Origin of the sequence: Streptomyces sp. NPDC051364, assembly GCF_040682115.1 — a bacterium.
In the GTDB taxonomy this organism is placed as follows: Bacteria; Actinomycetota; Actinomycetes; order Streptomycetales; family Streptomycetaceae; genus Streptomyces.
This window is the reverse complement of record NZ_JBFBAH010000027.1, coordinates 58,616-79,189: the sequence shown is the minus strand read 5'-3', so window position 1 is coordinate 79,189 and position 20,574 is coordinate 58,616. Positions and strand designations below refer to the sequence as shown.

The following is a 20,574-nucleotide window of genomic DNA, read 5'->3' as shown; positions in this document are numbered from 1 at the left end:
GAACCTCCCGGTGCGCGCGCCCGCAGCCGACGCCTTCACCGAGGTACCACTCACTGACTTCACTGCTGGGTACTGCCAACTGCACTTACTACGGGTACTGCCACTGCGTTAACTGCGGTACTGCTCACGGCGGCCCCTGATCACTGCGGGCCACCCGGTCCGGTCGTCAGCCCCCGTCGCCGTCCTGCAACAACCCTGGCTTCGGAACTCCACCACCGCACCGTCCTGCGCACTGCAACTGCGGGTACTGCTGCCCGGCAGTTCGTCTCTGCCAGGCCCTGCGGTCTCTCTGCGTTACGAGAGAAACCATAACCAGCTCGCCACCCAATGTCTACTCCAGCCGACATACATTTCCGTGTGTTCGACAGTGAGGTAATCGACCTCGAACGACGACGGGGCAGGGAGCGGCTCCACACCGGTGCGGCCACAGCCGCTACGGCAGGTGGCACCGCGTCTGGCTCGGCGCCGCAGCCGCCGCAGGCTTCGCGCGTGATCATTCGAACAGTGCCGGAGGCCCTGTCACCGCCGGGTTAGCCGGTCGCCGGGCGGGCACAAGCCGGGCAGATAGGACCGGGCATTGACGATCCAGAGACCAGGGTGACCTGATGGACACGATGAGCGTCAACGTCGCAACCGTCCGCTCAGCGACATCCGTCGCCGGCGCACGCGAGAGCGCTCGGGCTTTCCTCGATGGCCTCGTGCACCCGGCGATCGCAGCCGAGGCTGCCGACACCGTGGTGCTGGTCGTCTCGGAGCTCGTCACCAACGCCCTGCGCCACGGAGGCGGCACCTGCACCCTGGACCTGACCGCGCACCCGGACAGCATCGAGGTGACCGTCCACGACCGCAGTCCGCGGGCCCCGCGCATGCGCACCCCCGACCTGAACGGCGGCACCGGAGGCTTCGGCTGGCCCATGGTCAACCGCCTCGCCTGCGCCACCGCGGTCACCCGCCGCGCGGCCGACAGCAAGACCGTCAGCGCCCTCCTCGCCCGGTAACGCCAAGCCGCCAACGCCGACCGGGGTGACGGGCCCCCGCGTCGGCCTGGTCGAGCACGGCCATCAGGCGCGGCACCCCGTCGAGGTCGCCGTCGAGGTCAATGCGGCGCTGGAGCTCGGAGGCGAGGCCGACCAGGGCGTCGTGGGATGCCGACGACGTTGCCGCGGTGCGTCCGTCGACAGGTCCCGGGCCCACAGGCGGGAGACCCGCGTGGTGTCGGTGACACTCGCGCGGGGCCGTCCACGGGGCCCCTGGGAGCCTTCGAACGGGGCATTGCGGCCCCCTGGCGCAGTACAGAGGCCCGCACGGGCTCTGTGACGGTCTCCAGGGCCCACGTAGAGCGGCTGGAAGACAGGAGAGGTGAAGAGCCGTCCGATGACGGTCCGGCGTCTGAAGCCGGCCACCACTCGCCGCTCTGTGACCGGCGGGCAACTGGGGTGCAGGGGGCCGTACCCGAGCCCGTCACGCTCCCTGACGCACGGCCGGCTCCCCAGGAGAAGGTGCCCGACACACAGCGCCCGCCGAGGAAGTGTCCTGGGCGGGCGCAGAGGTGGGTCTAGGCGGGAGTGATGTTCTCTGCCTGCGGGCCCTTCTGGCCCTGGGTGACGTCGAAGTTGACCTTCTGGCCTTCCTGGAGCTCACGGAAGCCGGTGGCGGCGATGTTCGAGTAGTGGGCGAAGACGTCCGGGCCGCCGCCCTCCTGCTCGATGAAGCCGAAGCCCTTCTCCGCGTTGAACCACTTAACGGTTCCGGTAGCCATGTTGCCCTCCAAGGGGACTCGAAAATCGGTCCCGCACCGTGCGGGAACCGGAGGTGATCGCCCTGGCCCTCAGAGACTGTGAACAGCAGAATCGCCCGTGAACGCGTGCTCACGGGCGACCGGAACTTCGGAACCATGACAGCTGGCCCTGACGCTACACGGACAGCTCCCCGCTCTCCACGAGAACGCCCACGTATGGAGCACTGTGAGGACTGTGATGCCATGAGTCGCCGGCGTGCGCATCGTCAGCTCGTGGGCTGGCAGACGCTGTTACAGACTCCCGGGGGTGTCCGACCCCCATCCGTCGTCCGGATCGCGGCGTAGACCGTGCGCCCGGGATTATGGGGTGTCGCTCTGCCACAGGAACGCGCCGCCGGGGTCAGCCTCGGCGGGGGCGTAGATGCCGGTCTGTACGAAACTGACCTGGGGATTCGTCACGCGTGTCACGGCCGATCGGCAGCACGTGTCAGTGCGTCAGCAGAGCTCAGCAGCCGGACTTGTCAGTAGTTGTGGGCGCGCAGGGCCCTGCTTCGAATCGCGTTCGCCTCGGTCAGGAAGTCGTTCATGATGTCCCAGTGCTCCTCGCTGTAGGCGGTGCCGACGGCACTACGGGCGAAGAACTCCCTCGTAAAGGTCTCGGTGAGCGCCTGAAGCGCCCCGAGCGCCTCCCTGAGCGCGGCCAATCGCTCGACGGCAACGGCTTCCGGGACAGTACTGTCCCCACCCAGTTCGACGGCCGGGGTCCGGAGCGCCTTCTTGATGGCGGAATGGTCGATCATAGGGAGCAGTTTGAGGCCTCGCCGACCGCAGTGTGCCGAGCCCTGACGGGCCAGGGCACCGGTCGCCGTCGACTCTCCGGAGCCGCGCCGGCTGGCCGCGCCCCGCGCGCCCAGTGCTGCCTCCGCTTCGCGGCGGCCCTGCTGCGTCAGCACACACAGCACCCGTGCCGGACGGCCCGGGTGTGGGTCCCGCTCCTGGTGGAGCGTGACCCACTGCCGCCCGGTGAGCCTGGCCAGAATCTGCGAGACCGTGCTCCTGCCCAAGCCGGCTAGCTCGCTGATCCTCGCCGCCCACAGCGGCCCGTGGGTCGGCGCCGACAGCAGAACACGCAGCACCTCGGCAGTCGGGCGGGTCATGCGAAGTCACTCACGTCACCGACGCCACCACGTTTCCCACCCATAGGTCAAGAATGAACCACACTCATCCATCAAGGTCAGATCCAGTGACAGCGAAACGACCAACGGCCACTGACATTCCCGCGCAGACCATCAGTTTCGCCGCCCACCCCGGCACGATCGAGGTCGTCGTCGAGGATGCCAGCCCGCGGATGCCGCGAATGCGGACCCCTGACCTCGTCGACGGGACGGGTGGATTCGGCTGGCACATGGTCAACGACCTTGCCCACCGCGTCGTCGTCACGCCCGGGCCCGAAGGCGGCAAGCGTCCGCGCCCTTCTCCCCCGGTAGCGCGCTGGGCCGCACCGCGGACCTGGTGCGCCCGGGCAGGACGGTTGCAGCCGGGCCTGCTTACGAGAGCCTCAGCAGCCATACGGGGTTTCGTAAGGCGTTTCCACCCAAGAGGGAGTGATCAGCTGTGTCTGGTGAGCAGAAGGCCGAGGCGAAGGTCGAGCAGGCCAAGGGCAAGCTCAAGGAGACCGCTGGACGCCTGACGGGCAACGAGCGGCTGACCGCCGAGGGCCGTGCGGAGCAGGCCACGGGCAACGCCCGCGAGGCCAAGGAGAAGGTCAAGGACGTCTTCAAGCACTGATCCTCATGCGGCAGGGCCGGAACCGCAGGAGCGGTTCCGGCCCTGCCGCATGTGCACGCGCTGCTCGTCTGGGTCAGGCGGCGGCGGGCTCGGGCCGGCGCAGTTCGGCCTGGCCGAAGAGGAGGGCGTAGCCGCCGGGGAGCCGGCGCAGGATCCGGGCGAGGAGGTCGGGCCCGGCGAGGCGGGTGACGACGGCGAGGACGGCACCGGTGTCCCAGCGAGCGGTGGCCGGGGTGGCGCCGATGCGTGCGGCCAGGTCCTTCACGAAGCCCCAGCCGGTGAGGTGCTCGGTGTCGGTGTCGGGGATCTGGGCGGTCAGGGTGAGTGCGGCCTCGACGGGCAGGCACTGGGCGAGGTCGACGCGTTCGTCGCCGGTGAGCTGTCGGCCGAGGGCGGCCAGGACGTGGTGGACGGCTTCCGCGGCGCGTTCGTGGGTGGGGTAGGCGCCTTCGTAGCGCACGCGTTCCAGCATCTGGTCGAACGTCATGGCGTGAGGGGCCGGGTTCGGTCGAGGCTGGTCGTACATGGCTGCGGTTGCCTTTCTCTGCGAAGGATCCGGCCTTCGGCCGGTGGGCGGTTGGTCAGGTGGGTTGGGGGTGGCCGAAGAGGAGGTCGTAGCCGGGCGGGAGCTGGAGCAGGACTTCGCGGGTGAGGACGTCGCCCGCGGCGGCGGCCACCGTCGAGAGGACCGCGCCGATGTCCCACAGGGCCGTCTTCTCGGTGGCGCCCTCGATCCATGCCGCGGTCGCACGGACGAACCGCTCCGGCGAGAGCGGCTCCGCGGCCTGCAGAGGGTTGAGCAGGATCAGGGCGTACGTCTCGGGGAGGCGGGCGGCGAGCTCGGCCCGCACGGTGCCGACCAGGTGTGCGCCGAGCAGGGCCAGGACGACGCGTGCAACACGATCGGCCTCTTCCGGGGTTTCGTACTCGCCGCGTTCTTGGACATGGGCCAGGAACGACTCCCTGCGCATCGACATCACATCACCTCCGGGAAGCAATGAAGAGGGCGGAGGGGTGCGGAGGGCGGGTGCCGGAGGGGGAATCGGCTTTCCCCGCCCTCCGCTGCCGGCTGGTACTGGAGGGTTCAGCCGGAGATCTGCTTGCGGCCGGACTCGCCGCCGATGACGATCTTGCGGGGCTTGGCGCGCTCGGCGATCGGGATCCGCAGGGTCAGGACACCCGCGTCGTAGTGGGCCTCGATCCGCTCGGTGTCCAGGGTGTCGGCCAGGACGACCTGGCGGGAGAAGACCCCGAGGGGCCGCTCGGAGAGCTCCACCTTCACGGGGTCCGCCTTCGCGACCGGGCGGCGCTCCGCCTTCACGGTCAGCATGTTCCGCTCGACGTCGATGTCGACCGCCTCGGTGCTCACACCGGGGAGATCGAAGGCGATCACGTACTCGTCGCCCTCACGGTAGGCGGTAGGCGTCCATCGGCATCACCGACGGCTTCGACCACGTCCCGGACGTACCCGACAGCTGCTGGACGATCCGGTCCATCTCGCGGAACGGGTCAGTGCGCATCAACATCGCGAAACACCTCCAGTTGGTTCAGGCAGAAACTGCCAATGCGCTTCAACGTGCTCCCGTTGTAACATGTCATCGAAACGATGACAAGCAAGGAGTCATCTGGAGGATGACGAGACGACGGAGAGTCCCATGACCGAACCCGCCCCGCTGGCCACACCCGTTCCCTTCCTCGCCGCCGCGGCGGCCCTGGAGGCAATCAACCAGTCCGTACAGGACGCTCAGCAGTCCTCCGCGCAAAAGCCTGCGACCCCAGCACCACCCCCGGCCGGCTCCGGCCCGCACCCGGCCCTGGCCGCACTGCTGACGCTACGCGAGGTCCGCGAACAGCTCGCCGGCTGGGAGAGCGGGCTGATCGAAACCGCCCGCGACGAGGGCGCGAGCTGGGCCGACCTCGCAGGCCCCCTCGGCGTCGCCAGCCGCCAGGCCGCCGAACGCCGCTACCTCCGCCTGCGCCCCGGCACCCCCGGCTCCACCGGCGAAGAACGCGTCCAGGCCACCCGCGACACCCGCGCCGCCGACCGCACCGTCACCACCTGGGCCCGCGACAACGCAGCCGACCTCCGACGCCTGGCCGCACAGATCACCGCCCTCACCGGCCTGCCCGCCGACGCCGCCGACACCGTCGGCGCCCTGAACCTGGCCCTCGGCCACGACGACGCCGCCCGCCTCGTGCGCCCCCTGACCGACACCCGGGCCCATCTGCGGCCCGAGGACGCGGACCTCGCCGCACGCATCGACGCCCTGACCCGGCACACCGAACAACTCCGCCAGACCACCCGCGGCCAGCGCAGCACCTGAGCAACACCCGCCCCGGGGACCGCCGCCGGCGGCCTGGGGTGTGCCCTCCCCCGTAAAAGAGGTCCCCGAATCCGTGGCGGAGCACTCCTTCCGCGTCGGGGTGATCGGCTCCGTCCTGGCGAGGCCCCCGGCGTGCGCCGGGGGCGTTTGTGCTGCGGGGATATGGCGTAAGGCGGTCTTGTGCCGCCGCTCGCGCCTGGCTGAGGCTTGGCTGATCACACACGGAGGGGGTACCTCGATGGGACGGTTCAAGCCGAAGAAGCAGCGGGCCGACCGGCAGCAGCTACCAGGTCAGCGATTCCACATCGACGACCGGGCCGTCAGCCAGGCGGAAATCCTGGCGGCCGGGGAGCATCTGAGCAACAACGTCGACGACCACGGCCGGCTGCTCTACATGGACACCCCCCGCGCTCGGGCTGGGGCAAGTCGCCACCGGCATCGACCCGGACACCGGCACCCTGCAGACCACCGACGGCGAAGACCCGATGCCGGTGGCCCTGTTCGAGCCCGAGCGCGCGATGATGTCCCGGGTCCCGGGCGGCGAGCCCATGGAGATCCAGGTGGAGGGCGCCATCGCAGCCGGGATGCGGCGCTTCCCCCGCGGCTTCGCCGATCTGCGGACCATCCCCGGCTGGGCTCTGCACCGGCTGGCCGACGACCGGATCGAGCTGCGCTCCCCGGACGGCGGCGTCTACTCCCGCATCTGCGTCCCCGCCTCGCCCGACTGGTACTCCGCCACCCTGCACCACAGGTACGTTGTGTGCTTCTACGGCCCACAGCTCGGCGTGCGCACCCCGCCGGACAGCACACCGGAGCGTTACACCGACGCCAAGCGGCTGGAGGAGTTCCGTACCGCCCGCGGCCGCGGCCTGGTCGCCGGCGGCATCATCGCCTATCGCAACAACCGCTGACCACGCCCCGTCTGGGGCTCACCCGTCGGAGCGGGTGAGCCCCAGCACGAGCGGCGCCTCGCCCAGCGGACCGTCAGCCACTTGGAACCGGTGCGCGGACAAGATCGCGCGCAGCGCCTGGTTCATCGCGGCCTGCTGCGCAGCGCGCAGCCCGGAGGGAAGACAGCGGGCCTGTGGGTCCTGCTGCCACTGCACCCGCAGCCCGCGGCGGGTCTCCGGAACCAGGGCAACGCCGGTCTCCTGCCCGTCGGCGGCCGCCTCGATGACGTACGACGGCAGGCCAGCAGGAGCATGACCTCGATGACGGACTGCGCCAGGTGCTCCTGGACCTCGGTGAGCACTGCTTGTCGAACTTTGTCTGTGCCATGGGCCGTGCCTTTCGGTGTGCGTGCCGGGTACTGCACACCCGGAAGCGGACACCTCCCTTCTACGGCCGCGGGCCTGTGGATGCGGGACGGCGAATGGCGGTCCTGAGCTGCGGATCTGTGGATAACTTTTTCGGCCTGTCCTGGACCGCCCACCTGCGCTGCGCGACCAACCGCATGGGACACGAACGGACTGGCCCCGTAATTCGAACACCTGATTGAATAAGCGAGTGATGCCCTTCCGCTTCCCCGCCGACCTGATCAGCCTCAAGCGCCAGCAGATCCGCGCCTACAACCAGCTCGCCCTTCGCCCCACCGTGGCAGCAGCCGAGCTGCGACGGGAGCTGATCCGGTTGTCGTGCCTGATCAGCTCTCACCCGTACTGGGCGGAGCGCTGCTGGAGCACAGCGGGGCGCATCGAGCTGTTCCGCGCGGCCGAGAGCGGGCCGGACGGCAGGGTCGGTGCGCTCAGCGCGCGGGCCGCGAACAGGACCTCCAGGCGACGGCGGCGCTCGGCGTAGGCAGGGCCAGTAGCTCGATGCCGTCGATCTGCAGGGCGTCGAAGGCGATGAAGAACGCGGGGGTCTTCGCGGCGAGCGCGGTGGCGGTGCGGCCGCGGGCGGCGGCCCGGCGCTGGAGGGCTTCGAAGGACAGCCGGCCGGCTGCGGTGTCCCAGACGACGAGCTCGCCATCGAGGACCAGGCCCTCGGGTAGTTGCCCGGCGGCCGCGACCAAGTCGGGGAACCGGTCCTGGACGAGAGAGCCTCGCCGGGTCTGCAGGAGCACCCGGCCGCCCGGGCCGGCGGGGGTGAAGAGGATCGCGCGGTGGCCGTCGAACTTCTGCTCCGCCGCGAAGCCGCTCGCCAGGACGCCGGAGCCGGGGACGTACTCGGCGGCCTGGGCGAGCATCGGCTCGAAGGGCGGGGTGAGAACCACTCGGGGATGGCCTCCTTCACCGCTTGCTTCGGGCCTGGCACCCGACAGCCTCCCCAGTCCAGGCAGGCATCGCCTGCGGGTACGACCAGAGGGCCCTGTCACGTCAGGCTCCAGGGTGGGCCGGCTGCTTCCACTGGCCGCCGCGGCGGCCGTCACTGCATAGAGCCTCTTCCCCCGGCTATCGCGGGGAAAGAGGTGTCGTTTTCCGGAAGAGGCTTGCCCACCGGGTTTGACCTGCGGGAACGGAAGATCATCGGATTCGGGGGTTCACACCTCCGGTCACACCCCCGGTCCCCCGCTGAAAGCAACCGTCCAGACAACGGTTCAGCCCCCTTCCGGTGCAACCCTGCCCGCGACTCCTATCGGCTGCCGCGGTGCTCGTAGACCGTGACCCGCAGGTCGCTCATCGTGGCTGCGTAGGTGAGACCTGGCAGCGGTTGTCGTCGGTGGTCGGCACCAGCCGATGCCTGGCCGGCGTTGGAATGTCGGTGAGAAGTAGCAGCGGCCCGCGCCCGGCTCAGGGGCGAACCGCTCGGACGTGGTCGGCTGAGAGATGGAGTTCGTACGGCAGGCAGCAGTCGGAGCAGAGGGTCGCGACGAGGGTTCCACAGGCGCACAGCTGGTTCATTCCGCCATCCGGGGTCGCTCCGCAGCAGGCGGGGGATGCATGCTGCAGCTCCAGGCCGCGGGCGTCGTCCGGGTTGATGACGATGTTGCCTCGCGGGCCCTGCGACACCAAGGGCTTCCCATCCACGTTCCAGTGGCCTCCGTGGCGCGGCATCACCGGCCCGGGCGCCTGGGCGACGACCAAGGGCCCACCGTACGGCTCCGTCTCGATCGCGTAGCAGCCTGACGGCACGGTCGCCGGGGACGGACCCGGCTCATCGGCGTCCCACCAAGCGTAGTAGGGAGCCTCGGGAACTTCGGGCAGCCGCGTGAGTGGCCCCGTCAGGGGGACGCTGCATGTTGCGCACACGAACACCACCGCTTCAGCCTCTGTGACCCCGTCGGTGATGTCAGCAGGCAGGGTGGCCTGCCAGTGCTCCGGCTTGCCGACGCCGCGATCTTGGTCTCGCTGATCGTGCATTCGCTGACCGTACGCGGCACACTGCCAGGCTCGGAGTCCACCCCCGGTGGACCGGCACACGACAGCGTTCCGAGTCAAGCAATCACGTGCTGCTGAAACTCGGCGACATCGTTCTGCTCGGCAGCGGGGTGCTCCCGTGCCCGGGCAACAGACGCGCTCGCTTATGGGTTCTGGCACACATTCCGTGAACGATCTTGACTCGGGCTCCACCAGCCTCTCTTGATATCCAATCCGCGCAGCTCACGTGGTGCTTACCTCCTACTGGCGGAGAGCCGGCAAGATCGTGCACGAAATGTGTGCCAGAGCCCGCTTATGACCGACAAAGCCACTCATCGCCTCTGCCGCCCGCGCGGCGTCCTTCCCCTGGTCTATGGCTTCCAGGGCTGCGGCCGCCGATACCTGGATCTGGCGCGGCAGGCCCTCGTACGCGGAGAGCCGGTAGGCCACCGCCCGGCGGGCCGTGAGCTCCGCGGCGCTCACCCCGCCTCGCGCCAGGGGGAACATCGCGGCCTGGTACATGCACAGGCCCGCCACCACGTTGTCGGCGAGACCCTCGGCGTCCCCGTCGACCGGCCGGGGGATCTCCCAGGCGGGCCGGAGCAGCTCCTTGAAGAAGCTGACGATCTGGCGGCGCGAGAGCAACGCCCAGGTCCCCGCGCCGAGTCCGCCGGCCCCGGCACAGATCAGGGACAGCAGGCGGCCGGACAGCGCCAGGCCGAGCACGGCTCCCGCAAAAGTCCCTGTCGCCGCCATCACAAAAGTGATCATGAGGTGCAGGCGGAAAGGCAGCGGCGGCGTCATGGCCAGCAGTATGCCCAAGGCCACCGACACGGCGAGAGCTGCGGACCGTCCCCGGAAAACGGGTGGGCAAGCCTGCTCGGCGGTGGGCTTGCCCAGGGAAGCCTTGGGCCTGCCCGATCGCGTAACCGGTCACCGGTCACGGTCACCGGTCACGGGGGCCGACGTGACCGATCCCGGCCCCGTCACCGGTCAAACCGCACGTCAGGGGCGTGACCGGCCCGTGCAACTCTCTGCGGAAGCGATCGCCTGGCGGCTTGCCCAGGCTCCCCTTTGGCTTGCCCGCGTTGGTACGGGGGCGGCCGTGGCGAAAGAGCCCGGGTGACCGCCCACTGCCTGCGGCTACCGGCGGCGGCCGAACAGGCCGCGGCTCTTCTGCCTCTCCGCGTCGGCCGCCTCGCGGTCCGCGCTTTCCTCCGCCTGGCGCCGCGCGTCCGTCTCCGCCTGCACCTGTTCGTAGCGTTCGTGCAGGCACGATCCGCACAGGTCGTCTTCCTCGCTGCGCCACGAGGACGGCCGGATCACCTCCCAGCGGTCGTCGGTGAACTTGCTGCCGCAGCGCCTGCACACGGGCCGACGCGCCTCATGGGCCGCGGCTTCGCGTTCCGCCTTCCGTCGGCGGGCCTGCTCCCGCTGCACGGCGTACAGGCGGTCGCCGTCGGGGTTGTCCAGGGCCTCCGTGCGTCTGCCACTCCTCGCGTCCAAGCCTGCGCCATACCTTGCCGGCGGCCCCGGCCGGGTCGGCGGTGATCCGCTCCAGCTCGGTGACCACCACCGGCACCGCCTGGTGGTAGTCGACAGCCGTGATGCCCGCGCCCCGGCCCGGATACGGGTTGCCGGCGAAGTACGCGCGGACGGCGTGCTCCAGGCGCCGGATCCGGCTGGCGCGCTGCGCGGCCGTCTTCCCGGTGAACACGAACGCCACCGGGACGTAGCCCTCGCGGCCGGTCGCCGGGTAGAGGCGCGACCACAGCCGGAAGGCATGCACCGCTGCTCCCTCGTGACGGGCTGCTCGCTCGAGGTCCGCGTCGGCCTTCGGCGCCAGGAGCTCGAACCACTCCGAGTAGCGCCGCACTTTGTGCCCCACGTCGTCGACGGGCTCGGTGACGCGGTCTACCTCCAGGAGCATCGCGGGCACCCCGGCGTCCGGGGCGCGCATCGTCAGGTCGGCGTACTGGGTGTAGCCGTACGGGAGCCTGTGCCCGATCTCGGTCTGCCACGACAGCGGTGGGCCGTACCCGGCTCCGGTGAGCACGGCGGCGGTAGAGGTGACGGCGGCGGCGTGCTCGTCGTAGCCGTCGGCTTCCACCGGCCGGCCTTCGTCGTCGAACTCCAGCTTGCGCAGCGCGGAGATCCGTACGTTCTTCGGAAGCAGCAGCTTGGCTTCCTTGTGACCCTTCTCGGTGAGCACCCACAGCTGGTGACCCGACTCCAGTCGCGTCTCCACCCGGACCAGGCCCGAGTCCTTCAACGCGTTCAGAGTGTCCCTGGTGATCCGGTCGTGCCGGTCTGCGGAGCGCAGCATCCGCCACAGCTGATCAGCGGTAGCTCGCTGGAAGATCCCCAGAGCCCTCAGCACTTCCTTCCTTCGCACTCCGGTCGGCTTCCAGACCTGTGCCGACCTAGGAGGGTTGTCGAACGCGTCGCGGGACCCTGGCCGCCGGGGCTGACCTGCGCCAACGCGCCCGGCGGGCGAAGTGGCCGTGGAGGGGGCGATGGAGGGACCCGTGGAGGGGACCCGCGGAACCTTGTCCACGTCGTCGAAGGGCCGGCGGTCGCGGGCGGCGCGGTGCTCGTGGGCAGGGTCGGGCGTGGATTCGGCGGACACGGTGTCCTCGTTCCTCCGGCCTGCTAGCCGGATCGGCGGTCGTCCGGCCCGGACGCGGATCTGCGCACGGGCCGGAGCCACCGTGAAAAGCCACCCCTTGACCGTCGTCTGACGATCACCGCCGACGGGTGTCCGTTTTCGCCTTGACTACCCCTGGACCGGACCGGTTTGTCCGTGGCCGACGCCACACGTCCGGCCGTCCGCTCAGCCGAGCCGCCAGTCCGAGGACCTTGGGCGCGGTCTCGCCGCGGAGACCGACACCGTCAGGTCCCGCTCGCCAGCTGTTGGCACCGACAGGTCGGTGCGGCTGCAAGCACCGTGGCGGCAAACTGGCGCATCCCGATCAAGTGTCAGTTCTCCGGCGCGTCCGGCCCGGCTCCGCCGTGGTCTAGCTCGCCACCCCACCGAAGGACAAGGAGCCCTGATGACCGAGCCCATTGACGCTGTCCCCACCACCTATGCCGGCACCCGCTTCCGGTCCCGCCTCGAAGCCGACTGGGCCCGCACCCTCGACGGCCTTGGCATTGTGTGGGAGTACGAGCCTGAACTGATCACGCTTCCCTCCGGCACCCAGTACCTGCCTGACTTCTGGCTGCCCGAGATAGGCACGTGGCTAGAGGTTAAGGGCCCGACCACACCGCGTCGGGAGAAGGCAACAGAGCTCGGCAAGCTCCGCGCCTGCCACTGCGTCGGCGCATGCACCTGCCTTTGGCCCGGCGGCCAGCTGGTCCTGCTGGGCTGGCCCTCCGACCGCAGCCCGAACCAACCCGGTTACCGCGCTCGTTACGGTCACGCATGGTGGGACTCCGCGTACGGCCCAGGCGCCTACCTCATCGAATGCCCGTGGTGCACCCGTGCCCACTGGGTCACCATGCGCAGGCCGTGGCAGTGCCGTGGATGCCGCGCCAGCCTCGGAGCCACGCCCCGCTTCTACAGCCCAGCGGTGAGCTTGTTCCGCTTTGACCGACAGCGTTTGTTCGTCGGTTCCGGCGGCGTTGAGTGATCATCTGCACTCTGGATGTTCACGGGAAATGACGGCAGTGTCGCCTTCCCGGTGACCCCTTCGCCGATCTGCTTAGGAAGTCGGTCCTCATTCGTTCAGCGGAAAAAGGGGCGTGCCGACTGAGGCGGACCCCATCCGGCGTACATCACCACGGCGAACGACCAACCCTCAACGGGAGGGGACGCGCTCACACTGGCAGGTGCCGGGCGAAGAACGACCTTACGAGGTCGCGAACGGCAGGCACGGTGATGCGCGGGTCTGCCCGGCCGACCATGGCGGCGCGTCCGGCAGCTGTCATCAGGCCGGCCTTGTGGAGCTGGGGGACGAGGGCCGCGTAGTCGGTGAAGACCCAGTGGGCGGTGCCGTCGAGCTGCCGCCGGGTGACGGGGCCCGCGTGGGCGAGAAGCGCTGCCCAGGACCGGTCCAGCCGGGCGTCGCGGAAGCCGTCGGTGCCGGCCAGGAGCAGCGGCCGGTCCGTCCCCTGCCGGGCCACCGCCAACAGTTCGCCGTCCATCTGGTCGAGGTACCCCTCCAGGTTGACGGCGGCGGCGATCCGCCGGTCCTCGTGGAGCGCCTGCGCGGCCGCGGTGCCGCCCGCGGAGTGCCCGTAGACCCCGACCCGGTCCAGCCCGAGGGTGTCGAGGACGAAGCGGAGGTCGGCGACCCGGGTGTCGATCATGGTGCGGAAGGTCGCCGCGTCGAGGTCCGGACGCAGCACGGTCGTCCGGATCCGGTCGCGTCCCGGCCGCTCGTCGGGGAACTCCACCTCGCTCGCGTCCCCGGGGTGGTCAACTGTGATGACGGTCCAGCCGCATGAGGCGAGGTCGATCGCCAGTGAGCTGCCCATCGTGCGGGCGTCGCCGCCGCCGGGGCTGTAGAGCAGTACGGGGCGCCGGCCGGGCAACGGCGGTGCCCCGGCCCGGGCATGGGTGAGGGTGGCCGACCAGTCGACCCCCGTCGCCGGCAGGTGCGGACGGACTAGGTGGGCGAGGAAGGCAAACTCTCCGGCGGCGCCGGGCGACAGCTGCGGAACGCGCGGGAAGCCACGGCCGGGCACGGCCGGCCGCAGGATGGTGACCATGAGCTCGCGTACGCCGATCTCGGGCTGCCACGGGTCGTTGCGGGAGCGGTCGACGAGGTGGAGGGCCCGGGCTCCGACGGGGTACGGGCCGGTGGGCGTGGGCAGCCGGAGGAGGGGCGCGCCGGAACGCGCGGAAGCCGAGGCGGAGCCGGGGGCGGCGGTCGCGAGGAACAGGGTGGCGGCGCCGGCGAGGGCGCCCTTGGCGAAGGAACGGCGGCCGGGCGTGAAGGACATGGTCATGGACGGCATCCTGGGAGCGGGCGCGATGCCACGGCGAAGCTTGCGGCCGGGCCCGAAAGGCTTGCGCGGAACAGGGAGATGTGCGTGATCCGGATCCATTTCACGGCGGACGATTTCGCCCGGGTACGGTTCGCGCCGCGGCCCTCACCGGTACCCGAGCTGCACGCTGCCCTGATGATGCTGGGCGCCCCGCACGAGGAGCTGCTCTTCGGGCGCTGGCGGAACAGACTGCTGCGGAGCCTGCCGAGCGCGGTCGAACCGCTCGCGGACCTGGTGCCGGACGGGATGGCCCCCGCCTTCCTCGACGTCCTCGGCGACACGCTGGACGAGGGGGTCGCGCTGATCAGGGCCGCTCGCCCGGAGTCCGTGCGGGCCGGGATCGAGCAGGTGTACGCGCGACGGCCGGCCCCGCCGTGGATCCGCGCCCTGCACGGCGGGACCGCCGACGCCTGGCGGACACTCGGCCGGGCACAGCGGGCGGCCCACGAGACGGTAATCGCGCCGGTCTGGCCTCTGGTCCAGGACCTGCACCGGACGGAGTTCACCCGCCATGCCCTAGCCGTCGCCGAACACGGCCTCGGCGCCACCCTGACCGACCTGGCACCGGGGTCACGGCTGCGCGACGGTGTCTGGGAATGGCCCAGGCCGGGCGCCGGGGGTGTGCGAGAGATATACCTCGGGGGACGCGGAATGATCCTGCGCCCCACATTCCACTGGCGTCGCGACCCGCTCGTTCAGCACCTGCCGGACCGCCCGACGGTGCTCACCTACCCGGCAGGCCGGGGGCTGCCGCTCGTCCCGGACAGGGGCGGCCAGGCGGGCGAGCCCCTCGCGGGAGTCCTCGGGCGCACCCGGCTCGCGCTCCTGCGCTCCTTGGACGAAGCACGTACGACCACGGGACTGGCACGCCGCATCGGCGTCAGCAACGCCACGGCCTCAGCCCACGCCTCGGCCCTACGCGCCGCTGGTCTCCTCACCACCACGCGCACAGGCCGTTCGGTGCACCACGCGCGAACGCCCTTGGCGGAGCTGCTGCTGACCGGCGGCACCGCCGACGGCTGACCCGGGCAGGGGGCTGCGCCTGCCACACGACCCGGGGAAGGCACCAGCCCTGTACGTCCCTCACAGCATCGGCCGCCCCCGCCGAGCCGCAGGGCGACGACCTACACAGCCCCTCCGCCGCACCTGAGCGCCCTGAGTGCCCAACGGCACACGATCACACGGATCTTCTACCGCCTGGTCGAGGAGCACGGCGCCGAGGTCTTCTCCTACCCGACGGTCCGGCGCTAGGTCGCCGACCGGAAGGGGACTTGCGTCGATCTCTCGGATCTCCATGCCGCTGCGGTGGTCGCGCCGCGTACAGATCGATCTTCGAGCATCTGCGGCATGACCAGGACCGCGTTCACCAGGAGCAGACCGCTGCTGCCCTGGCAAGAACCCCTTCCTGGTCCACCTACAGAACAGGCTCTGACCAGGGCTGACGCAGTCAGACCGCGAAAACCGCTTCCCCCCATCTCTCCCCCCATGGTTCCCCCCTTGTTTCCCCCTCGGAGGACACGCCGGTCGTCCATCCGCGGGCCACCAGGACAAGTGGGCGCCATTCCGACGACTACTTCCGTACGGGACCCCTCCCGCGGTCCCGGCAGCCACAACCGGCCCCACCCCCGGCCAGCCAGCCGGGGGTTGCACCGGAAGCACTGCCGGAGGCGGGCCCCCCAAACCGGACACCGCTCCTTCCCCCAGGTCAGCCCCCATGGGCAAGCCTCCCGACCGCGCCGACACCTCTACCTGCGACAGCCAGGGAGAGGTCCAGTGCTTCTGAACAGGGGCCGACGGCCGCCGGCCGCGGCCGGGCTGTCGCGTCCACGCCCGCCCCGGGGGCCAGACCTCCCCACCGCAGGTCACACGGCCCATGTCGCGCCGACAGGAGGACCCGCGCGACAGGCCCGCACGACAGCCTCAGGGCTTCGCGTGCCGCTGGGCCCACGAGGGCAAGGCTTTGCACGAACTGCTCGGACTGCCCGCGAGGCGCTCCCGCCTGCCCTGGCGTCGAGCGGCATGAGACGGAGCACCTGACCCACGCAATGAGACCGGGTGGCACAGCATGTGCTGTGCCACCCGGTCTCAGGCAAGGGCAAGATTCTCCGGGACGTATTCAGCGGCCACGCCATGCAGCGCGCTGTCAGCGCTCCAGGACGACGTCCAGGTGTTCTTGCACAGGCGCGAAGAGGGGGTACGGGATGTACTGCGAGATCTCAATGTGGGCCACCCATGCAAGCTCAGCCAGCTCGTCGGTGTCCGCGATGTGCGCGTGGCCGCCGATCACCTCGCAGGCGGTGTAGGACATCAGACGGCCGGTGTCCGGGTGAACCCGTTCCCCCAGCAGCTTCAGCGCCTTCACGATGCCCGCGTCGCCGAAGGAGACCGCGGCGCTGATCCGGTGCAGGGTGACGTTCGTCGGGCTGAAGTTGGCCCAGGCATCCGGCTGGTCCAGGGCGACGTACCGCGCCACCTCCTCGGCTTCGGCGAGGAACTCCCCGGTGGCGGCACGGTCGTCCGCGCGGCTCGCGGCCGTGGCTCCGCGCAGCAGGAGCAGCCCGAGGACGGCGAGGTGGTGCGGGGAGCGACGGTCGTACGAGACGGTGAGCTGGGAGGCGGTGTGCCGGATCAGCGTGACGGCCTGTCCGGCGTGCTTCTCTCGGACGAGCACGTGCGCGTGGAGCCGGACACTGGCCGCGAGGACAAGCGGGTCGCCGAAGCGTTCGGTTGGGGTCAGAGACGCCGTGCAGGCGCGGCAGCTTCCGTTCGTCCGTCGGCTCGGCTACGCCGAACGCGCCAGCTCCACACCGTGTGTCCCATGAGAGCCACGGCGACGACGCATGCTGCGATGCGAGTTACGTTCCAGGTTATGGCGAAAACCGGACCCTGCGAGTCCGCCTCTGTGCTCAATCGCTGAGTAGCCTCGAAGAAGGCAGTCAATGGAACAACCAGACGGAACAGAAGGCCACCGACTCCGGGCGTTCGCGCTACGTTCCCCATGAGTCCCACAGGGGCACCAAACACGAAAGCCGCTATTCCCCACACGAGAATTTGCCCCTCGCTGGAGGTGTCAGATTCCATTCCAGCCGGAATGGAGCTGGCGGATTCCATTCCGGCCGGAATGGTGGGATTCATGTCCTTGAAAATGTAGTATGTGACGACACCGATGGCCAATCCCAAAGATGCCAGCAATACCGACTCGATTTTAGATCGGCGGAAATAGCCCACCAGCAATGCGTAGCAGGCCCACGGCCAACCACTAGAAAAAACAATGCTCATGGCGACACAAACGGGATTATCCCATTTCCCGACAACGGGGCCCACCAGGCCAAGCAGCAAACCCGCCACGAGAGACACAGCGACCGACACAACTCGAGCACGCGTAAAGCGCATGATTTTTCTTCCCCGTTCAGCGAGTAAGTCCGAGTTGGAGGTGGCGCCACTCTGAGACTGCACGGGCAACCGAACAGCCCCCGAGCGGCGCACCAACCTACCGCACCTTCCAAGGAGTTACCGCTTGGTGCGGGGATCAGAACCTAGTCGACGCTGTAGTAGGTAGAGCAGGTGTAGGCGAGACCCGCAGTGAGGTTCGCGTTAGAGGTGTCGCCGGCTGCGGCGTGAACGCGACGCGTGTTGCCCGCGAGCTTCACCGTGGACGAGTGCCCCTTCGTCTGGTGCGCGTAATTCGAGTAGCAGTACTTATTGATTACCCCGGGGCTGACTTCTCTTGCGTACCAGCCGTAACACCAGGTGCCGCCGCTGGACGGGCTGAGGCATGCACTCGCCAGCGACCTGGCGGAGTCCGCCGAAGCGTCCATCTTGAACGTCACCACACCCCATTCAGAGGGGTTGCCCAGCCCTGCAGGCGGCTGGGTACCGTCCCCGCGATGGTGGACGGTGACGGTGGCTCCGGAGGCGCTGGCGGTTGCAGACGCTTGTGCGGTGGCCGGCGCCGCGAGGCCTACAGCCGCAATGGCTGCGCCCGCGATGGCGAAAGCGACGGATCTACCGGCAATCTTCACGAAATCCCCTCCCATGATTCCCCCTGTTGGGAACGGGAGAAACCCTTCATAGGTCCGCACCTGCCTGCAAAGGAAAATTGAACCTGGTGACTCAAAACCCCCCTGGCCGATTTATATGCCATCGTCTGGACATTTCTGCACTTCTCGTCGCCTGTTTTAAGCTGATTAGTCCTGATAAGGCTGCCCAGTCCGACACCTCAGCCATCCATCGCCTTCAGTGCTGATCGGTGGCCGATATCCAACGTTCGGCTTGACCTATGACGTCGGCATGCCCACCCGTCCCGTTCGCGCGATCCCGGACGTACACGACCGCCCGGCGGCGACCTGTCCGCGCCTCAGCCAACGGTCAACCGGGCACTGGCCATCTCCCGCGCACCCGTCGAACGCGGCATGACACGGCTGAAGTCCCGGCGGATCTTCCGAAGAACACGGGGCAGCCCCCATCGAATGACGTCAATCGCCACGGCAGTCCTCACCCTGGAGAGGCAACGCTGAAAGGGCTCACTGGTCAGCACCGGTGGCGATGGCGTGTGCATAGTTCTTCCGACCAGCGGAGGCCGTCTTCGCCGGCTGCGCTTCTCCTTCGCCGCCGCGGCGGCCATCTCGTGCAAGATCGCTGCCTCGCGCTCAGCCCCTGGATCCTTCCGGCGTCGCACCCGCTGCACCTCTGGCGGCGCGGGGCGGCTCGTCGCGGCCACGGGCCGACCCGGCGCGGCCTGCGCTTCCCCGCGCACTCCGAACGCGGGAAAGCGCAGGCGAGCGCCCCCGACACATGACTGGCCGGGTGGGCTGGTGTGTCAAGCCCCGACTTTCCGTGTCGTGACCGCAGGCCCTGCGTGGGGCGCAATGGAGTCACGGTTCAACGCCGTCAGACGGGCAACCCGCCCCTCCGCACTCCACAACTTCTTCTGAGGAGCGTCTCCCCATGACCGCCACCGGGACCCGACGTGTCGCCCCCCTGCTCATCGCCACCCTCCTGGCCGGCGGAGGCGTCTCGCTCTCCTCCACCGCTTTCGCCGCTCCCACCACGACGACGGCAAGCGTCCACACAGACACCGACACCGACAACCTGCGCACGGTCAAACGCCTCACCAAGACGCCCAGGCCCGTGAAGAAGCTGACCCGCACGGTCGAGAAGGACGACGTCGGGGTCACCCAGCCGAGTGGAGACCCTTACAACAACGTGAACGTCGACGGAACCACCCGAGTGCCGCCGTACCACACCACGCCCTGCGTAACGCTGGATTGCGTGCGCTGAATCAGGTGCCGCGGCCCGGCCACCCGCCACGAGAAGACCGCCACGCTCTACCGCGCAGGCCTGCAAACAAGATCCCAGGGCGCCCGTAGAAGGCACACACCCTCCTGGTTCAGAGAAGTCACCAGGTCGAAGGACGGCACTCACGTCCATGCTGGTCGGGACGTGTGCCCGGATGTTGGGTCCCCGGCGTGCCACGCTTGGTCAGCCGTGGCCCGCCGCAGGCCCCCCGTTCGCGTGGACACGGAACCGGACCGGACCGTCAGCCGGGGAGGTGGGTGCCGGGCCGGAAGACCCGGTCGAAGTCGGTGGACCCGAGCAGCCGGGAGGGCTCCTGGTGCCAGCCGGACGCCTCGGGGCCGGCTTCGCAGCGACCCAGGGGAGCGCGTCCGCGACCGGGAGCGTCGGCCAGTCGTCGAAGCCCGGGCGGGCCGTCCAGAGGTCCTCCTCGGCCACCGCCACCTCGGCCTCCGGGGAGTCGCCCCGCATGCCCTCGGGCTGGTGCGAGATGAGCGCGGTACCGTCGGCGGAGAGCTTTACCGCCGTCCGGGGGCAGTGCACATCGAACTCCGCCGTCTGCCCGTCCGGGTACCGCCGCACGAGCAGGCCCGCAGCCGCAGCTCGGCCTCGGCGGTCCGGCGGCCGTGCTCGTCGTACGCCCAGGCGTCGAGGACGCCGGCTTGCCACGCCACCATCCGCACCCCCGGGCGGGCCTTCGCGACCCGGCGCACGGTAGATCACCGCGTACGGAAGGCCGGCGGCATCCCGGGCTCACGCCTCCTCGGGGGACAGCTCGCGACCGCCGGGTAGGGGACGCCGCTCCCAGGACTCCTCAAAGGTCACGTACGTCGTCTCAGGCATCGGCGGTGGTTCCGTCCCGCTCCGGGAGCAGCTCGGGCATCCCCCCACCAGCACCACGACGCCGACCACCTCGCCGGCCTCGGAACGGCCGACCCACACGGGGTAGGTACCGTCCCCGGTCGTCGCGAAGGCCATGAGCTCGCCGCCGGAAGCCTCGTCCCAGGTACGCCATGAACATGGAGCCGTCGTCGATGTCCTCATACCCGTCCAGGTCCGGCTCCCCCTGGATCAGCCCCCGCTCGAAGAGCGCGATGAGCGGCTCCCAGGCCCCGGCGTCGGCAAAGCAGCCGGTGGCGCC

General features: G+C 69.7%; 21 protein-coding genes and 3 pseudogenes. 10 read left to right on the top strand and 14 right to left on the bottom strand.

Going from position 1 to position 20,574, the window contains the following annotated elements; all coding sequences use genetic code 11:
- Positions 1 to 605: 605 nt before the first annotated feature.
- The gene (locus AB0M76_RS34470; RefSeq protein WP_365956693.1) at positions 606 to 998 is read left to right on the top strand and encodes an ATP-binding protein; all 393 of its coding nucleotides are present in this window, start codon (positions 606 to 608) and stop codon (positions 996 to 998) included.
- A 557-nt stretch (positions 999 to 1,555) separates the two neighbouring features.
- Here AB0M76_RS34470 and AB0M76_RS34465 read toward each other — a convergent pair.
- Positions 1,556 to 1,759 carry a cold-shock protein gene (locus tag AB0M76_RS34465; RefSeq protein WP_365956692.1) on the bottom strand — a complete coding sequence of 68 codons (204 nt, stop codon included), beginning with the start codon at positions 1,757 to 1,759 and terminating at the stop codon, positions 1,556 to 1,558.
- A gap of 500 nt (positions 1,760 to 2,259) precedes the next feature.
- A complete protein-coding gene (locus AB0M76_RS34460; RefSeq protein WP_365956691.1) occupies positions 2,260 to 2,895 on the bottom strand; it encodes a helix-turn-helix domain-containing protein in 636 nt (211 codons plus the stop codon).
- A gap of 143 nt (positions 2,896 to 3,038) precedes the next feature.
- Here AB0M76_RS34460 and AB0M76_RS34455 point away from each other — a divergent pair.
- Positions 3,039 to 3,225 (top strand): annotated as a pseudogene (locus tag AB0M76_RS34455) (ATP-binding protein); the annotation flags it as partial.
- Between the two features lie 127 nt (positions 3,226 to 3,352).
- Positions 3,353 to 3,526 (top strand): CsbD family protein, encoded by a 174-nt coding sequence (locus tag AB0M76_RS34450; protein WP_365956690.1) that lies wholly within the window; start codon positions 3,353 to 3,355, stop codon positions 3,524 to 3,526.
- 73 nt (positions 3,527 to 3,599) lie between these two features.
- Here the strand turns inward: AB0M76_RS34450 and AB0M76_RS34445 are convergent, their stop codons facing one another.
- From AB0M76_RS34445 to AB0M76_RS34435, 3 genes and pseudogenes are all read right to left on the bottom strand, one after another.
- Complete coding sequence (locus AB0M76_RS34445) at positions 3,600 to 4,052, bottom strand: DUF2267 domain-containing protein (protein ID WP_365956689.1); 453 nt, start codon at positions 4,050 to 4,052, stop codon at positions 3,600 to 3,602.
- A 55-nt stretch (positions 4,053 to 4,107) separates the two neighbouring features.
- A complete protein-coding gene (locus AB0M76_RS34440) occupies positions 4,108 to 4,503 on the bottom strand; it encodes a DUF2267 domain-containing protein (protein WP_365956688.1) in 396 nt (131 codons plus the stop codon).
- A gap of 107 nt (positions 4,504 to 4,610) precedes the next feature.
- Positions 4,611 to 5,052, bottom strand: a pseudogene (locus tag AB0M76_RS34435) (Hsp20/alpha crystallin family protein).
- A gap of 129 nt (positions 5,053 to 5,181) precedes the next feature.
- Between AB0M76_RS34435 and AB0M76_RS34430 the strand changes: the two are divergent.
- Entirely contained in the window at positions 5,182 to 5,850 is a 669-nt protein-coding gene (locus AB0M76_RS34430; protein WP_365956687.1) for an HSP18 transcriptional regulator, read from the top strand.
- A 485-nt stretch (positions 5,851 to 6,335) separates the two neighbouring features.
- Entirely contained in the window at positions 6,336 to 6,761 is a 426-nt protein-coding gene (locus tag AB0M76_RS34425; protein ID WP_365956686.1) for a hypothetical protein, read from the top strand.
- 18 nt (positions 6,762 to 6,779) lie between these two features.
- On the opposite strand, the gene AB0M76_RS34420 is transcribed toward AB0M76_RS34425, so the two are convergent.
- On the bottom strand, positions 6,780 to 6,956 hold the full coding sequence (locus AB0M76_RS34420; RefSeq protein WP_365956685.1) for a hypothetical protein: 177 nt from the start codon (positions 6,954 to 6,956) through the stop codon (positions 6,780 to 6,782).
- A 403-nt stretch (positions 6,957 to 7,359) separates the two neighbouring features.
- On the opposite strand from AB0M76_RS34420, the gene AB0M76_RS34415 reads away from it, so the two are divergent.
- Positions 7,360 to 7,647, top strand: coding sequence for a hypothetical protein (locus AB0M76_RS34415; protein WP_365956684.1), 288 nt, complete (start codon positions 7,360 to 7,362; stop codon positions 7,645 to 7,647).
- Here AB0M76_RS34415 and AB0M76_RS34410 read toward each other — a convergent pair.
- The 5 genes from AB0M76_RS34410 to AB0M76_RS34390 all read right to left on the bottom strand — a co-directional run bounded on the left by AB0M76_RS34410 (position 7,595) and on the right by AB0M76_RS34390 (position 11,526).
- Complete coding sequence (locus AB0M76_RS34410; RefSeq protein ID WP_365956683.1) at positions 7,595 to 8,062, bottom strand: hypothetical protein; 468 nt, start codon at positions 8,060 to 8,062, stop codon at positions 7,595 to 7,597. The two genes, AB0M76_RS34415 and AB0M76_RS34410, sit on opposite strands and share 53 nt — an antisense overlap.
- Before the next feature lie 517 nt (positions 8,063 to 8,579).
- Positions 8,580 to 9,149: a hypothetical protein gene (locus AB0M76_RS34405; protein WP_365956682.1), complete on the bottom strand. Its 570-nt coding sequence runs from the start codon at positions 9,147 to 9,149 to the stop codon at positions 8,580 to 8,582.
- A gap of 258 nt (positions 9,150 to 9,407) precedes the next feature.
- Positions 9,408 to 9,950: a hypothetical protein gene (locus AB0M76_RS34400; RefSeq protein ID WP_365956681.1), complete on the bottom strand. Its 543-nt coding sequence runs from the start codon at positions 9,948 to 9,950 to the stop codon at positions 9,408 to 9,410.
- 339 nt (positions 9,951 to 10,289) lie between these two features.
- Positions 10,290 to 10,517 (bottom strand): hypothetical protein, encoded by a 228-nt coding sequence (locus AB0M76_RS34395; RefSeq protein ID WP_365956680.1) that lies wholly within the window; start codon positions 10,515 to 10,517, stop codon positions 10,290 to 10,292.
- A gap of 13 nt (positions 10,518 to 10,530) precedes the next feature.
- Entirely contained in the window at positions 10,531 to 11,526 is a 996-nt protein-coding gene (locus AB0M76_RS34390) for a replication-relaxation family protein (RefSeq protein WP_365956679.1), read from the bottom strand.
- Positions 11,527 to 12,199: 673 nt separating this feature from the next.
- Between AB0M76_RS34390 and AB0M76_RS34385 the strand changes: the two genes are divergently transcribed.
- Complete coding sequence (locus AB0M76_RS34385) at positions 12,200 to 12,778, top strand: hypothetical protein (RefSeq protein WP_365956678.1); 579 nt, start codon at positions 12,200 to 12,202, stop codon at positions 12,776 to 12,778.
- A gap of 187 nt (positions 12,779 to 12,965) precedes the next feature.
- On the opposite strand, the gene AB0M76_RS34380 is transcribed toward AB0M76_RS34385, so the two are convergent.
- Positions 12,966 to 14,099, bottom strand: coding sequence for an alpha/beta fold hydrolase (locus AB0M76_RS34380; RefSeq protein WP_365956677.1), 1,134 nt, complete (start codon positions 14,097 to 14,099; stop codon positions 12,966 to 12,968).
- A gap of 84 nt (positions 14,100 to 14,183) precedes the next feature.
- Between AB0M76_RS34380 and AB0M76_RS34375 the strand changes: the two genes are divergently transcribed.
- Positions 14,184 to 15,161 carry a winged helix-turn-helix domain-containing protein gene (locus AB0M76_RS34375; protein ID WP_365956675.1) on the top strand — a complete coding sequence of 326 codons (978 nt, stop codon included), beginning with the start codon at positions 14,184 to 14,186 and terminating at the stop codon, positions 15,159 to 15,161.
- Between the two features lie 1,120 nt (positions 15,162 to 16,281).
- Here AB0M76_RS34375 and AB0M76_RS34370 read toward each other — a convergent pair.
- A complete protein-coding gene (locus AB0M76_RS34370; protein WP_365956674.1) occupies positions 16,282 to 16,809 on the bottom strand; it encodes a hypothetical protein in 528 nt (175 codons plus the stop codon).
- Positions 16,810 to 17,674: 865 nt separating this feature from the next.
- A complete protein-coding gene (locus AB0M76_RS34365; protein WP_365956673.1) occupies positions 17,675 to 18,160 on the bottom strand; it encodes a lactococcin 972 family bacteriocin in 486 nt (161 codons plus the stop codon).
- A 306-nt stretch (positions 18,161 to 18,466) separates the two neighbouring features.
- Between AB0M76_RS34365 and AB0M76_RS34360 the strand changes: the two are divergent.
- Together AB0M76_RS34360 and AB0M76_RS34355 are read left to right on the top strand one after the other, a co-directional pair.
- Positions 18,467 to 18,655 (top strand): annotated as a pseudogene (locus AB0M76_RS34360) (IS5/IS1182 family transposase); the annotation flags it as partial.
- A 430-nt stretch (positions 18,656 to 19,085) separates the two neighbouring features.
- Complete coding sequence (locus AB0M76_RS34355) at positions 19,086 to 19,418, top strand: hypothetical protein (protein ID WP_365956672.1); 333 nt, start codon at positions 19,086 to 19,088, stop codon at positions 19,416 to 19,418.
- The last annotated feature ends 1,156 nt before the right edge of the window (positions 19,419 to 20,574 follow it).

Coding starts and splice junctions, on each gene's coding strand:
- AB0M76_RS34400 (WP_365956681.1), bottom strand. CDS start 9,950: ATGACGCCGCCGCTGCCTTTCCGCCTGCACCTCATGATCACTTTTGTG.
- AB0M76_RS34440 (WP_365956688.1), bottom strand. CDS start 4,503: ATGTCGATGCGCAGGGAGTCGTTCCTGGCCCATGTCCAAGAACGCGGC.
- AB0M76_RS34385 (WP_365956678.1), top strand. CDS start 12,200: ATGACCGAGCCCATTGACGCTGTCCCCACCACCTATGCCGGCACCCGC.
- AB0M76_RS34445 (WP_365956689.1), bottom strand. CDS start 4,052: ATGTACGACCAGCCTCGACCGAACCCGGCCCCTCACGCCATGACGTTC.
- AB0M76_RS34425 (WP_365956686.1), top strand. CDS start 6,336: ATGCCGGTGGCCCTGTTCGAGCCCGAGCGCGCGATGATGTCCCGGGTC.
- AB0M76_RS34405 (WP_365956682.1), bottom strand. CDS start 9,149: ATGCACGATCAGCGAGACCAAGATCGCGGCGTCGGCAAGCCGGAGCAC.
- AB0M76_RS34415 (WP_365956684.1), top strand. CDS start 7,360: ATGCCCTTCCGCTTCCCCGCCGACCTGATCAGCCTCAAGCGCCAGCAG.
- AB0M76_RS34380 (WP_365956677.1), bottom strand. CDS start 14,099: ATGACCATGTCCTTCACGCCCGGCCGCCGTTCCTTCGCCAAGGGCGCC.
- AB0M76_RS34465 (WP_365956692.1), bottom strand. CDS start 1,759: ATGGCTACCGGAACCGTTAAGTGGTTCAACGCGGAGAAGGGCTTCGGC.
- AB0M76_RS34470 (WP_365956693.1), top strand. CDS start 606: ATGGACACGATGAGCGTCAACGTCGCAACCGTCCGCTCAGCGACATCC.
- AB0M76_RS34430 (WP_365956687.1), top strand. CDS start 5,182: ATGACCGAACCCGCCCCGCTGGCCACACCCGTTCCCTTCCTCGCCGCC.
- AB0M76_RS34460 (WP_365956691.1), bottom strand. CDS start 2,895: ATGACCCGCCCGACTGCCGAGGTGCTGCGTGTTCTGCTGTCGGCGCCG.
- AB0M76_RS34355 (WP_365956672.1), top strand. CDS start 19,086: ATGACCGCCACCGGGACCCGACGTGTCGCCCCCCTGCTCATCGCCACC.